This is a genomic window from Thermosynechococcus sp. B3, assembly GCF_030323045.1.
In the GTDB taxonomy this organism is placed as follows: Bacteria; Cyanobacteriota; Cyanobacteriia; order Thermosynechococcales; family Thermosynechococcaceae; genus Thermosynechococcus.
In genome coordinates this window covers 2,189,706-2,201,961 of record NZ_CP097584.1, presented here as the reverse complement: position 1 = coordinate 2,201,961, position 12,256 = coordinate 2,189,706, and the positions used below count along the sequence as shown (strand labels likewise).

Below are 12,256 nucleotides of genomic sequence, written 5' to 3'. Positions count from 1 at the left end.
GATACAGTTCCGAGACTGACGAGAGTCATTGGCGGATAACCGAACCCCTCTTCCTCTAGCTTAGCAAGGGAGTTGTTGCTCGCACAACCGCTGCCTGTCCTGCCAATGATTCAGTCCACTAGTGCAGGCGATCGCCAAAATAGCGGCGGTAAAGATCACAGCGCACCTTAGCTAAATTTCCCTCTAGGGTAATCAGTCCCAAACTGTGGAGCTTAAAGCCAACAGTGCTGTCCACGACACTGCCACTCTCCACTTGCAAAATATTCCTAAAAGCAGGCACCAGTTCCGCCTGCTGCTGGAGATGCCACCACTGCCGCCGCAGGTGATCTCGATATAACCCCGTTTCTGAGGCCGCATTGGCTATTAACGCCTGCCATGTCAAGTCTTGGCGAGCAAGATGGTAAAGGCTCAGGCGAATCAGATAGGGATGCCCCCCCACCAAGTGCTGAAGTTCTTGGATCTGCGCCTCTGAAAGGGTCAAACCATGGAGGCGACACAACTCGGCGATTTGTTCTTGATTAAATTCGGGCAGGTCAACGGCTAAGCCAACGTTAAAGGGGGACTGGTTGATGTCAAGGGGAATATAAACCTCGGTGCCATGAACCACAATTAAGCGCAGGTTGCGCCAAATATCGCGGTTTTTGCCCTCTTCATGCCATGCCCGCAACAAGCCAAAGAAGTCACTGGCCACTTCCGGATACTCAAACACCCGATCCACTTCATCGAGACCCAAGACAAGGGGACGACCCTCAAACTGTGTCCCCGCTTTTTGGCAATTGGGTAAGAGATACTCCTCAAAGTAGGCGGTACAGTTGTATTTACTGCCAAAAATGTCATCCCAATACTCATTGAGGCGGTTTTCTAGCCCTAATCGCCGCCCCACACTGGCACAGAGCCAGCGCAGGAGTTTTTCCAAATCACTGAAGACTTGGGCATCCGCCAGCTGAAAACTGAGGGGAACAATGCCATAGCCCTCTTGGGTCGCGCGGTACAGCAGCCGTGCCATGAGTGAGGTTTTGCCCATTTGACGGGGGGCTTTGATGCGAATCAGGGAGCCGGGTTGCAAGAGGGTTTCACGACAGCGTTGCTCGATGGGGGGGCGCTCAATATAAAACGCCGAGGCCACTTCCACCTGCCCTTCTGGGAGTTCTGGCTCAGCCACGGGAACAGGCGCACCATCACCCACCAATGTGCCAATTTGCGCAGATTCAGCAATGGTTTCTTGGGCGGCATCGCTACTGGTGGCTACAGGGGCAGTAGTCGCATTCACCAAGTCGAGAATCTCTTGCAGCAGGGTGTCGGTGTCCGCTGGCGATCGCCAGAAGCGCTGTTGTAGGCGATGCAGGTAGCCCCGCAACTCATAGTTCAAGGGCATATCTAGCGGAAAATTGACCCGTACCGGCAGAATAAAGGGACGGCGATCGCTCCGTTGGGCTTGCAACTGCTTGACCGTGCGGACTTCCTCAAGCACCATTTCACTTTGCGCCGCCGTTTGTGAGAGCAACAGAACAAAGAAATCACACCGCTTTAGCTCCTGATCAATCCGCTGTGCCCATGCCTCCCCAAGGCGGATACTTTGGCTGGCCATAAAGGGTTGGTGACCCGCTTTTTGCAACACCTCTTGGAGGGCACTGGCCAACTGCAAATCGGTGCCGTCACTGGAGTGACTGATAAAAACATGGCGACCTTGGTTGGAAAGGGCGGCGGTGGCTGCCGCTGGAGAGGACACTGGTTTCGGTTCGGTGACTTGTGGCGGCAGCGGGGAAACAGCGGGTAGTGGACGGGGCGGCACTGTAGAAGCACCCTGATCCTCCCTTGGCGATCGCGCAGCGCGCCCTTCGGGCGATCGCCAGAGGTCTTGAACGGGAGTTTTGAGAAATTTGCCAAGGCGAAACCAAAAGGATCTGGGCACCTCCACCTGTTGCAGACTGGCAAGGGCATCGGTAGCCGTGGCAAAGCGCTCGTAGGGAGAAGGGTGAATTAGTTTATTGACAAACTGCACTAGGCGATCGCTCACTGGTTCAGCAGCTTGCCAACACCAACAACCGTAGGGGTCTTGGGTGAGTTGCAGAGGACTCAACCCCGTCAATGCCTGTACCGCCACCATCCCCAAGGCATAGAGATCGCTGGCCGGACGCGGACGCCCTTGGGCTTGCTCTGGGGCCATATACCCTGGTGTGCCAATGGCAATTGTCTGTGGATTGGTCTCTCCCACCAAGGTACCGCCACCAATGGAGACCCCCATCTCCTTCACTGCCCCAAAATCAATGAGCACTAAGCGGTGATCCGATTGGCGACGAATCAGATTATCGGGTTTAATATCGCGGTGGATAACACCACATTGATGCACAAAGGCCAAAACCCGCAGGGCATCTTGGAGCAACGCCATCACCCGTGCCTCTGACCACGCACAGCCCGGCAACAATTCCTGCCGTAGGACTTGACCCTCAATGAAGTCTTGGACAAGGTAAAACTCGTTGTCCTCCTCAAAGTAGGCAAGGAGGCGGGGGATTTGCTCGTGACTGCCCAGCCGCTCTAGAATTTGTGCCTCCCGCTGAAAGAGCGATCGCGCCAAAGGGAGAAAGGCCGCATCCGTACGGGCGGGGCGCAGGTACTTAACCACACACTTGGCACGAATGGGGCGATGAACATCCTCAGCAAGAAACGTTTGGCCAAAGTTCCCAGCCCCCAAGACTCGAATGAGTTTATAGCGCCCGCCAAGGGTTTTCCCGATCATGATAATTATCTTTCACCGGCTTCTCCTCGTTGATATATCTTGACACAGCCTTTCCCTGCTCCACCATGACAGTGTTCCCTTGATACAGCGGCTATTCAGCAGTAAAGACGGCGTACAGCACAGGAGATAGGAAAACCAGCCCTGCACCCCCAGAAATTACAAAGGACGAGATAAAACGACTCGTTGCCGTCATCATCGGATCAATCACTAGACTGATCACAAGGCTCAGCAGGAAACAGCCCATGCTCCCTAGGATCGGAAAGAGGGCGGTCATGATCGCTGCCTGTTTGGTATCGGCGTCTTGGATGAAGCTAATCCTAAAAAGGAGCAGCGCAGTGACCAGTAGCCAAGGCAGGATAGCTCCCAAAGGGACAGCCCAATAGCTCCAGAGGGAGATGCGCCGCCAATGGGCAATCAAGGTCAACCCTAGCGCCCCAAGGAGGAGGAGCAATAGCAGCAACAGGAGTGAACGATTAGAGGTCATAAAGATACTCCCTGTCCGACGATGAGGTTCAGGAAACGGGGGCGATCGCGCTGGAATTAACAGCGACAACAATGGCAGTATTCAGTAACTGATAGAGGGTATCCGATAGGGTTTCGTATTCCGTTTGGCTGTCACCGCTAAAGGTCAGATCATTCCACGACCCCATGCCGCCAAAGACCCAAGCCACCTCTACGGCACTCAGGAGTTGTTGGCAAAGCTCGGCTAAGCGACTCACTGGCCAAGGCCTTTCCTCCCCCGTGAGTGAACCACAGCTATTGAGCATTTGTCGGGCAAGGTCAAAGGTGCGGGCAAAGGTCTCTTGGTCATGGTTAGCCGCAAACTCAGTCATTCGGTCGAGGTGAGTCAGTAACTCTGCACGGATGGTGTCTGGGGGAATCGTTCTCATCGGCGAGGCTAAGCGGGGATGATTGCAGAGAATACGCCCATAGGCCACCTCCCAGCGTTGATCGCGTTCACTCCACCGCCAGCGGCTCCGCCAATAATCACACCCCGTGGACTTCACCACCTCAACTAACCAGTGGCCACCACCGCCGGGAAAGACAATCGCTATGCGATCGGGAATCTCTGGATTTTGGGAGGCTTCGTAGAATAACTGCAAGGCTTCAGCACCCTCCCCCCGCAGGCGTTCCAACCAAGTCATGGGGTCAGGGGCATAGGGCATTTGCCGCCACGAGGAATCCTCTTTACGCAGATCAAGAAATGTCGCGGGCTGGGGGAACTCCAACTCCTCCCTTGAGGGGTCATCGGCAGCGATTGCCCCTAGGACAGCATTTCCCCAAAGAACTAGGTTGATATCTTGGGCGATGGATTCTTGCATTTGGCACCTGAAGGGGGCTTTATAGCGTTAGCGGAATAATTTGACCAAAGAGGCCGAGGCTCCAGATGGTTTGAATTGGCAGTTCGGTTACAAAGAGGGTGGCGACGCCAAGGTTATAGGATTGGGTGTTGTAGGCGATGTAGCGTTCAATGTCTTCTGCTGGGCGGGATTCCAGTTGATCGCAGACTTCTAAAGCCACTTGGGCGATCGCGCTATCGCGATTGATGATCTCTGGACACACTTGAGTCAAAAGGAAGGTATTGATTTCCGCTGCGGCGCGGCGTTGATAGTCGGCAGGGGTGGGATTCGTCAGAACCGCCGCAATGATCCCCAAGAGCAAGAAGGCGCCACCGCCCCACCAAAGAGGGCGTGCCATGACTTGGGAAAGGAGAGGCACTTTCATAGGAGAGTTCTCTATGCTATGCTAGAGGACTAGCTCAGGAAGCATGGCGAGCGTAGCCAAGTGGTTAAGGCAGTGGATTGTGGTTCCACCATTCGTGGGTTCGAGTCCCATCGCTCGCCCTTTATTCTAGTGGATGATGTACCGAGCGGGTGTATCCGTGACACGACGGCTACTGTGGGGATGTCTGGTACTGTTGTTGAGCCTGCTGCTGGTTGCCTGTGGCGGTGATGAGCCTCGCCAAGGGGATGACAGTATTGTCATTGGTACCACGGCTCGCCTGCGCACCCTAGACCCCGCTGATGCCTACGAAAATTTGGCGGGACTGCTGCTGTTGAATTTGGGCGATCGCCTCTATACCTACGAAGGCAAAGACCTCATTCCCCAACTGGCCACAGCGCTACCTGAAGTGAGCGAGGATGGCCTGACTTACCGCATTCCCCTGCGGCGGGGGGTTCGCTTTCACGATGGCACACCGTTTAATGCAGCCGCCATGGCCTTTTCCCTTGAGCGATTTATGAATAGTGGTGGCCAACCCGCCTCCCTCTTGGCCGGGCGCGTTAAGGAAATTCAGGCGATCGCGGAGGACTTACTGGAAATTCGCCTCAAGGAACCCTTTGTGGCTTTTCCCCATTTGTTGGCCTTTAGCGGCTTGTGTGCCGTTTCGCCGACGGCCTATGGTGCAGCGGGCGATGGCTTTTTGCCGACGCAGTTTGTGGGCACAGGCCCTTACCGTTTAGCGGCCTACAGTACCGATGGGGTACGCCTTGAACCCTTTGCCGACTATTGGGGAACCAAGCCCCAAAATACGGGGATTCGCCTGCAAATCTTTTCCAGTAGCGCTAATCTCTACAATGCCTTTCGCACGGGGGCAGTCGATGTGGCGATCGGTGCGCTCGATCCCAATCAAATTCGCGCCCTCAAGACTCAAGCAGCAACAAAGCACTGGCAGGTCATTACCGGGGCAGGTAATGCTGTCACCGTCTTAAGCATTAATTTGCGCCAGCCCCCTTGGGATCAATTGGCGGCGCGGCAGGTGTTGGCCGCCAGTGTCAATCGTCAACGCCTCGCGGAACGGGTCTTTTTGGGGGAAGCAGAACCCCTGTACTCGCTGGTGCCCAGTTTATTTCCTGAGAGTGAGCCTGTTTTTCGCGATCGCTATGGAGACGGCGATTCGAGCCAAATAGACCACTGGTTGGAGAACACGACCATTTCACCACAGCAGCCCTTGGTGGTCAACCTTTGGTACCGTGCCAATGTTCCCAGTAATGTCTTGGCGGCAACGGTTCTTAAAGCCTCATTAGAGCGGGATTTGGGCGATCGCGTGCAGGTGCAATTGGACAGCGCTGACTCGGCTACGATCTACCGCAATTTAGACAGTGGGGCTTACCCCTTGGTCTTGCTCGATTGGTATGGTGATTTTTACGATGCTGATAACTACCTTGAACCCTTCCTGAGTTGCGATCGCGGTTCTGTGGAAACAGGCTGCGACAGTGGTGCCAGTGCGGCGTGGGGATCCTTTTTCTACAGTCCTGAGGCCAATGACCTCATTGTTGCCAGTCGCCGTGAGGTCAATCCCCAACGCCGTGGACAGCTCTTGCGCCAGCTTCAGGAACTCAATGCCGCGGCAGTTGCTTTTATACCCCTGTGGCAGAGTGAAACCACCCTCTTTGCTCAAGGGAACTTGCACGGTTTAACACTGGATGTCAACCAACTCTTTGCCTTTGCGCCCCTTCGGAAAAACCTATGAGTCCCCGCAAACAACGCTTGGATAGTCTTCTGGTGGAGCGGCACCTGTGTGAGAGCCGCCAACAGGCACAACGCTGGATTCGCGCTGGGGAAGTGCAGGTCAACCATGTCCCCATTGATAAGCCGGGCACGCTGGTGGCAGTGGATGCCACCATTCAGGTGAAGGCAAAAGCCGCCTATGTTTCGCGGGGGGGTGAAAAACTTGCCCATGCCCTAGGGGTCTTTCCTGTGGTGGTGCGCGATCGCGTGTGTTTAGATGGCGGTATTTCCACGGGCGGCTTTACGGATTGTCTGTTGCAAGCGGGCGCCAAACGGGTCTATGGCATTGATGTCGGCTATGGCCAAGTGGATTGGAAACTGCGCCAAGACCCGCGCGTTATCCTCAGGGAACGCACCAACCTGCGCTATTTAACCCCCGCTGATCTCTACACTGACGATGCGCCCCGCCCCGATCTCGGCGTGGTGGATCTCTCTTTTATTTCCCTGACTAAAGTTTTACCCGCCCTATGGGAATTACTGCTGCCGCCGCGAGAGCTAATTGCCTTAATTAAGCCGCAATTTGAAGTGGGGCGCGATCGCCTCGGCAAACATGGTGTGGTGCGCGATGCCAAGGCGCGTCAAGAAGCCGTGGATCAGGTGATTGCCGCCGCCGAAGCGTTGGGGTGGCAGTGCCACGGTGTGACTCCCTCGCCGATTTTAGGGCCTGCGGGCAATCAAGAGTTCCTCGCCTATTTTTTCTGTCGTGCTGTGGAAAATGCTTCCCTAGAGAACGAGATGGTATCATCATCCTGACAAAAATGATGGCTTTTCGAGAATGCAGCAAGTGGCACCGTTTATTCCTCCTTGGGCAAAATGGCTCAATGGCATCTTTTTGGTGTGCCTAGGACTGGGCATTCTTGCCTTTTGTGGCTACCTTTATTACTTTCATGAGACGTTGATACTGTACGCGCCGTTTCTCCTGCAGGCGGCAATTACGACGTTTTTGATCTCAGTCTTTAGTTTGCTGTTGGCGGTCATCTTGGGGGCGATCGCCACCTGGGCGAGGTTGCATCCTGTCCCGCCATTGCGCTGGCTGAGTACGGTTTACATTGAATTTGTGCGCGGTACCCCAACCTTGGTGCAACTGCTGGTGTGGGGCTTTGGCATTGGTGGGCTCTTGAGTCAATGGGGTTTTGATCCTCGGCAAATTGCCTTTGATGTCATGACCGTGCTGCAAAGCAACCGCTTGGTGTCGCCGCTTTTTAACTACATTTTCTACGGCATTCTTGGCTTGGGCTTTAACTATGGTGCCTATTTGAGTGAGGTCTTTCGCAGTGGCCTAGAGGGGGTTCCCAAGGGACAAACAGAAGCCAGCCTCAGCCTTGGCCTCTCGGGTCGGCAAACCCTATGGCGGATTATTCTGCCCCAAGCCATTTTGATTATCCTGCCCCCCTTTACCAATAACTTCATTACGCTGATGCAGGACTGCGCCCTCTTGGTGGTGATTGGTGTGCCCGAACTGCAAAACATGACGAGCACCTTTGCCAATCCCATTACCGATCCGCAGCGGAAGCTCTTTATCTATGTCTTGGGTGCGATGTTCTACTTTGCCCTCTGTTTTCCTCTGTCACGGCTCTCCCGCTTCCTTGAGCAACGGTGGCAGCGATCAGCTATTTCATAATCAAAACCGTTATGAGTATGATATAGTAAGCATAGCTGTTAAAAAATGTGAACAGCTCTATTCAACCTGTCGTAGTTAGGAGTACGAGGTTTTCTATGTCTGACTGTCTGCGTGTTGGTCAGCCCGCCCCGGATTTTGAAGCGGTTGCTGTTTATGACCAAGAGTTCAAAACCGTCAAGCTCTCGGACTATCGCGGTAAGTACGTTGTTTTGTTCTTCTATCCTTTGGACTTCACGTTTGTTTGCCCCACAGAAATTGTCGCTTTTAGCGATCGCTACGATGAATTCGCCAAACTGAACACCGAAATCCTTGGCGTGTCTGTGGATAGCCAGTTCTCCCACTTGGCGTGGACGCAAACCGATCGCAAAGCTGGTGGTGTTGGCGATCTCAAATATCCCCTCGTGTCTGATCTGAAAAAAGAAATCAGCACCGCCTACAACGTGCTGACCGAGGAAGGGGTGGCACTGCGCGGTCTCTTCATCATTGACAAAGAAGGGATTATCCAACACGCAACGATCAATAACCTGGCCTTTGGCCGCAGCGTCGATGAGACCCTGCGGGTGCTACAAGCGATTCAATACGTCCAAGCTCACCCCGACGAAGTCTGCCCTGCGGGCTGGCAACCCGGCGACAAAACGATGAACCCTGACCCTGTCAAATCCAAAGTCTATTTTGAAGCGGTGGGCTAATTGCCCCTCTGTCTCAGACTGATCCGTGCTGTGAACCTGCCCTTGGGGTGGGTTCTTTTTTTGTCTCGCCAAGACCTGTGGGAAAACGTTAGGGTGGAACAGGAGGCCTTTTACCGAAGAGGGAGGCAAACATGACGGTCGATCGCCGCCTAATGCAAGCTGTAGAAACACTGGGGTACCGAGTGACCGCAGGGGATGTGGCGGGTACGGTGGGATTACCACTGCAAACGGCTGAAAAAGGATTAATGGCCTTGGCTGCCGATGTTGGCGGCACGCTACAAGTGGCCGAAAGCGGCGATATTGCCTACGTCTTCCCGAGAAATTTTCGCAGTATCCTGCAAGCAAAATACTGGCAACTGCGACTGCGGGCGGTGGCGCAGCGGGTTTGGGGTGTTGTTTTCTATCTGATTCGCATTTCCTTTGGTATTTTTCTCATTGTTTCGATAGTTCTGATTTTTCTGGCGATCGCCATCATTTTGATTGCCCTTTCCAGTCAAGGGCGAGACGGTGACGATCGCGGCCAAGGCGGCTCTTGGGGGGGCGGTGGCATCAATTTTTGGGTCTTTCCCGACTTTTGGTATTTCTTTGGCGATCCCTCTCCCCAGCGATCGCGCCCCCGGTCACAGGACAATGACGAGGAAATGAACTTCTTTGAGGGGGTCTATTCTTTCCTCTTTGGCGATGGCAATCCCAATGCCGACCTCGAAGAACGCCGCTGGCAACTCATTGGCCAAGTGATCCGCAACAATGGCGGGGCAGTCACGGCAGAGCAAATTGCCCCCTATCTCGATTTAGAAACAGATCCGGGGGACGATGAGTGGTATATGCTGCCGGTGCTCACCCACTTTAACGGTCGCCCCGAAGTCACAGAGACAGGGCAGATTATCTATCGCTTTCCTGAGTTACAAACGACGGCTCAAACTCGCAAAGGTCAACGGCAGACGCTTCCCCCCATCTTGGAAGAGCACCGCTGGCGCTTTAGTCGGGCACCCGCTTGGCAAATTATGGTGGCCATTGGCTTGGGCTGTGTCAATCTGATCGGGGCGCTGATGCTGTGGTACCTCTTGGGAGATGGGGCGATCGCCCAAGAACTGGGGGGGCTGGTGGCCTTTGTGGCCTCCATCTTTTGGATTTTGCTGGGCTATGGTATTGGCTTTTTGGGTATTCCCTTGGGGCGGTACTACTGGTTACTGTGGCAAAATCAACGCATTCGCGATCGCAATGCCCGCCGCTACCACTACGCCAATATTCTGACCAATCCCACACCGCAGTTGCGTGCCAAATTACGGGCAGCTCAAGCCTATGCCCAGCAGCGGCAAATCCGTGAACAGGATGTTATCTATCGCTCAGATCAGGATTTAGTGGAGCAGGAACTCGCCCAATCGGAAGCCATCGATCGCGAATGGTTACGCCGACTGGAATCGGAGTAGATCATGACCCGCTCCTCCCTGCGCCCAGCGGCTGCCACTGGAGATCTCAAGGCCATTCAAGCCCTCCTAGAAGCGGCTCTTGCTCCCAAGGGGATAACCGTCACGGTGAGCCAGCGGCGCGAATGTCTCTTGTTGCACCTCCAGTGTCCAACGAGTGTCCCAGCTGCAATTGTGCTAACGCTACTCGCTCGCGAACTGATCCACTGGCCAAGCTATGCCCACAGCAGCATCCTGATCACGGCCTGCCAAGACAGCCATGAACTCTGGGAAGAGGTGCTTGATCTCACCAGTCGCCATGAGTTACAACGCCTTGCCAAGGGGGAGCATCTACGTCAGACTCTCTCCCTCCCTTCTCCTCCTCGCAAGGAAGAGTTCGGCATTCCTGTCCAACCCCTCAGCACCAAAGATTGGCAAGTGATCGCGGCGGGGTTGGGTCTATCGCTCCTTCTTCTTACATCAGAGCAGGTGACGTTTTTGCTCAGTCCGCTGATTACCCTTGTTCACGAGGTGGGGCATACGGTGATGGCGTGGCTCTTTGGCTATCCAGCGGTTCCCGCCTTTGATTTTCGCTACGGTGGTGGTGTCACTCTCCATGGCGATCGCGCGGGTGGCATCGTCCTGCTCATTTATACGGGATTGCTGGCCTTGGTCTATTTCTACCGTCACAATCGGCTGACCCTTATTTGCCTTGGGGTCTTTACGCTGCTTTATACCCTTGTGGCCTTTAGTCCAGTCCATGAAATGCTCTTTGTAGCGATGGGGCATGGCTTTGAACTCATTTTTGCCGTCATTTTTCTCTACCGTGCCCTCAGTGGTTGGGGCTGCCGCTATCCCATTGAACGTCCCCTCTACGGTATGGTGGGGTTTTTCATTGTGTTTTTTAATATGCGCTTTGCCTGGCAGTTGCAGTTTAATCCTGTGTTTCGGGAGATGTACCTGATGGGCAAAGGGGGCATTGATCACGATTTTGTGCGTCTGGCTCGCGACTTTTTTCACACGGACTTAGCCACCGTGGTGGGGCTGTACGGCTTTTTTGTGGTTCTGACACCGGCGATCACCTTCCTGCTCTATCGTTATCGCCAGCTCATGCTGTACCTGTTCATTCGCCTCTTTATCTCTGAGGGCTAAAGGCTACACCCCTTGGCCACCACAGCAGGAGCCAAACTGGGGGAAGATAGATATGGCCAACCATTGGAAATTGCTCAGAAATGTCCCTGACCGTTGGGGCGATCGCCCCTTCCTTTGAACTGGCGGATGCTACGGGTGAGCGGGTGCGTTTGGCGGACTTTCAAGGTCAGTGGGTGATTCTCTACTTTTATCCCCGTGACAATACCCCCGGCTGCACCAAAGAAGCCTGTGCTTACCGCGATGTCAGTGCCACCTTGGGCGATCGCAACGTCGTTATCCTAGGCATTAGCCCCGATAGTGTCGCCTCCCACGCCAAATTTCAGCAAAAGCTTAACTTGCCCTTTCGTCTGCTGGCCGATGTGGACACCAGCGTTGCCCAAGCCTACGGCAGCTATGGTCCGAAAAAGTTCATGGGCAAGGAGTATCTCGGTGTTTATCGGGATACATTTCTCATCGATCCCACGGGCAAAATTGCGGCTATTTATCGGCGGGTGAAGCCCGATGCCCATGTGGCACAAGTGCTGGCGGATCTGGAGCAGCTGCAAGCGTGAATTGGTTCTGGCGAGTTGTCCGTTTTTTCCTGAAGCGATTCTGGCGGCACCCCTTTGTGGCAGTGTCGGTGATTGCCTTGACAGCGGGCGATCGCCTAATTTTGGTTCAACGCCGCGATACCGGCCAATGGTCACTGCCGGGGGGCATGATGGACTGGGGAGAAACGATTCTTGATACGGGTGCCCGCGAACTGGCGGAAGAAACAGGGCTGCGCCTCAAGAGCTTTGAAGGCCTAGTGGGGGTTTACTCTGACCCGAAGCGAGATCCCCGTGTCCATGCCGTGTGTATCGCGATCGCTGCCCGCGTTGTCGGTGAGCCGCAGGTTTTGGATGTCAAGGAAGTGCGTGCAGTACAAGCCTTTCCCCTCAGTGACCTCCCCTTAGCCGATCTCGCCCACGACCATGCCCAACAGTTACAGGACTATTTGAGTGGACATCTAGGATTGTCATGAACACCAAAGCTAGGTTGTTAAGTCTTATTTAACGACAGAGCACTTTCGTTGAATAGAGTCTAGGCTTATTTAACAAATCATAGATATGCCAACCGGCTATGGGGCGTGGGCTAACAGGATAGTATGCAATAACCCAAG

The 12,256-nt window shown here is 54.3% G+C and carries 12 protein-coding genes and 1 tRNA gene; 9 read left to right on the top strand and 4 right to left on the bottom strand.

Going from position 1 to position 12,256, the window contains the following annotated elements; genetic code table 11:
• Positions 1 to 118 precede the first annotated feature (118 nt).
• The 4 genes from M0646_RS10905 to M0646_RS10890 form a co-directional block, all read right to left on the bottom strand.
• Entirely contained in the window at positions 119 to 2,737 is a 2,619-nt protein-coding gene (locus M0646_RS10905; RefSeq protein WP_286649635.1) for an AAA-like domain-containing protein, read from the bottom strand.
• Between the two features lie 91 nt (positions 2,738 to 2,828).
• On the bottom strand, positions 2,829 to 3,221 hold the full coding sequence (locus tag M0646_RS10900; protein ID WP_149820783.1) for a hypothetical protein: 393 nt from the start codon (positions 3,219 to 3,221) through the stop codon (positions 2,829 to 2,831).
• Between the two features lie 28 nt (positions 3,222 to 3,249).
• Positions 3,250 to 4,059, bottom strand: coding sequence for a hypothetical protein (locus M0646_RS10895; RefSeq protein WP_149820781.1), 810 nt, complete (start codon positions 4,057 to 4,059; stop codon positions 3,250 to 3,252).
• A gap of 19 nt (positions 4,060 to 4,078) precedes the next feature.
• Positions 4,079 to 4,462, bottom strand: coding sequence for a DUF4359 domain-containing protein (locus M0646_RS10890; protein ID WP_286649634.1), 384 nt, complete (start codon positions 4,460 to 4,462; stop codon positions 4,079 to 4,081).
• A gap of 46 nt (positions 4,463 to 4,508) precedes the next feature.
• Between M0646_RS10890 and M0646_RS10885 the strand changes: the two genes are divergently transcribed.
• The 9 genes from M0646_RS10885 to M0646_RS10845 all read left to right on the top strand — a co-directional run bounded on the left by M0646_RS10885 (position 4,509) and on the right by M0646_RS10845 (position 12,118).
• Positions 4,509 to 4,581, top strand: a tRNA-His gene (locus M0646_RS10885).
• A gap of 14 nt (positions 4,582 to 4,595) precedes the next feature.
• Positions 4,596 to 6,209: an ABC transporter substrate-binding protein gene (locus M0646_RS10880; RefSeq protein WP_399374831.1), complete on the top strand. Its 1,614-nt coding sequence runs from the start codon at positions 4,596 to 4,598 to the stop codon at positions 6,207 to 6,209.
• Positions 6,206 to 7,000 carry a TlyA family RNA methyltransferase gene (locus M0646_RS10875; RefSeq protein ID WP_149820775.1) on the top strand — a complete coding sequence of 265 codons (795 nt, stop codon included), beginning with the start codon at positions 6,206 to 6,208 and terminating at the stop codon, positions 6,998 to 7,000. Before M0646_RS10880 ends, M0646_RS10875 begins: the two co-directional genes overlap by 4 nt.
• A 22-nt stretch (positions 7,001 to 7,022) precedes the next feature.
• Positions 7,023 to 7,868, top strand: a complete 846-nt coding sequence (locus tag M0646_RS10870; RefSeq protein ID WP_149820773.1) for an amino acid ABC transporter permease — start codon at positions 7,023 to 7,025, stop codon at positions 7,866 to 7,868.
• Positions 7,869 to 7,963: 95 nt separating this feature from the next.
• Complete coding sequence (locus M0646_RS10865) at positions 7,964 to 8,557, top strand: peroxiredoxin (RefSeq protein WP_149820771.1); 594 nt, start codon at positions 7,964 to 7,966, stop codon at positions 8,555 to 8,557.
• A gap of 131 nt (positions 8,558 to 8,688) precedes the next feature.
• A complete protein-coding gene (locus M0646_RS10860) occupies positions 8,689 to 9,987 on the top strand; it encodes a hypothetical protein (RefSeq protein WP_286625687.1) in 1,299 nt (432 codons plus the stop codon).
• 3 nt (positions 9,988 to 9,990) lie between these two features.
• Entirely contained in the window at positions 9,991 to 11,115 is a 1,125-nt protein-coding gene (locus tag M0646_RS10855; RefSeq protein WP_286625686.1) for a hypothetical protein, read from the top strand.
• Positions 11,116 to 11,195: 80 nt separating this feature from the next.
• A complete protein-coding gene (gene bcp / locus M0646_RS10850) occupies positions 11,196 to 11,666 on the top strand; it encodes a thioredoxin-dependent thiol peroxidase (protein ID WP_286625685.1) in 471 nt (156 codons plus the stop codon).
• Entirely contained in the window at positions 11,663 to 12,118 is a 456-nt protein-coding gene (locus tag M0646_RS10845) for an NUDIX hydrolase (protein WP_286625684.1), read from the top strand. Before bcp ends, M0646_RS10845 begins: the two co-directional genes overlap by 4 nt.
• The last annotated feature ends 138 nt before the right edge of the window (positions 12,119 to 12,256 follow it).

What these genes read in the sequence shown, in the direction of transcription:
- M0646_RS10895 (WP_149820781.1), bottom strand. Translation starts at nt 4,059, where the DNA reads ATGCAAGAATCCATCGCCCAAGATATCAACCTAGTTCTTTGGGGAAAT.
- M0646_RS10855 (WP_286625686.1), top strand. Translation starts at nt 9,991, where the DNA reads ATGACCCGCTCCTCCCTGCGCCCAGCGGCTGCCACTGGAGATCTCAAG.
- M0646_RS10865 (WP_149820771.1), top strand. Translation starts at nt 7,964, where the DNA reads ATGTCTGACTGTCTGCGTGTTGGTCAGCCCGCCCCGGATTTTGAAGCG.
- M0646_RS10870 (WP_149820773.1), top strand. Translation starts at nt 7,023, where the DNA reads ATGCAGCAAGTGGCACCGTTTATTCCTCCTTGGGCAAAATGGCTCAAT.
- M0646_RS10880 (WP_399374831.1), top strand. Translation starts at nt 4,596, where the DNA reads ATGATGTACCGAGCGGGTGTATCCGTGACACGACGGCTACTGTGGGGA.
- M0646_RS10890 (WP_286649634.1), bottom strand. Translation starts at nt 4,462, where the DNA reads ATGAAAGTGCCTCTCCTTTCCCAAGTCATGGCACGCCCTCTTTGGTGG.
- M0646_RS10875 (WP_149820775.1), top strand. Translation starts at nt 6,206, where the DNA reads ATGAGTCCCCGCAAACAACGCTTGGATAGTCTTCTGGTGGAGCGGCAC.
- M0646_RS10900 (WP_149820783.1), bottom strand. Translation starts at nt 3,221, where the DNA reads ATGACCTCTAATCGTTCACTCCTGTTGCTGCTATTGCTCCTCCTCCTT.
- M0646_RS10860 (WP_286625687.1), top strand. Translation starts at nt 8,689, where the DNA reads ATGACGGTCGATCGCCGCCTAATGCAAGCTGTAGAAACACTGGGGTAC.
- bcp (WP_286625685.1), top strand. Translation starts at nt 11,196, where the DNA reads ATGTCCCTGACCGTTGGGGCGATCGCCCCTTCCTTTGAACTGGCGGAT.
- M0646_RS10905 (WP_286649635.1), bottom strand. Translation starts at nt 2,737, where the DNA reads ATGATCGGGAAAACCCTTGGCGGGCGCTATAAACTCATTCGAGTCTTG.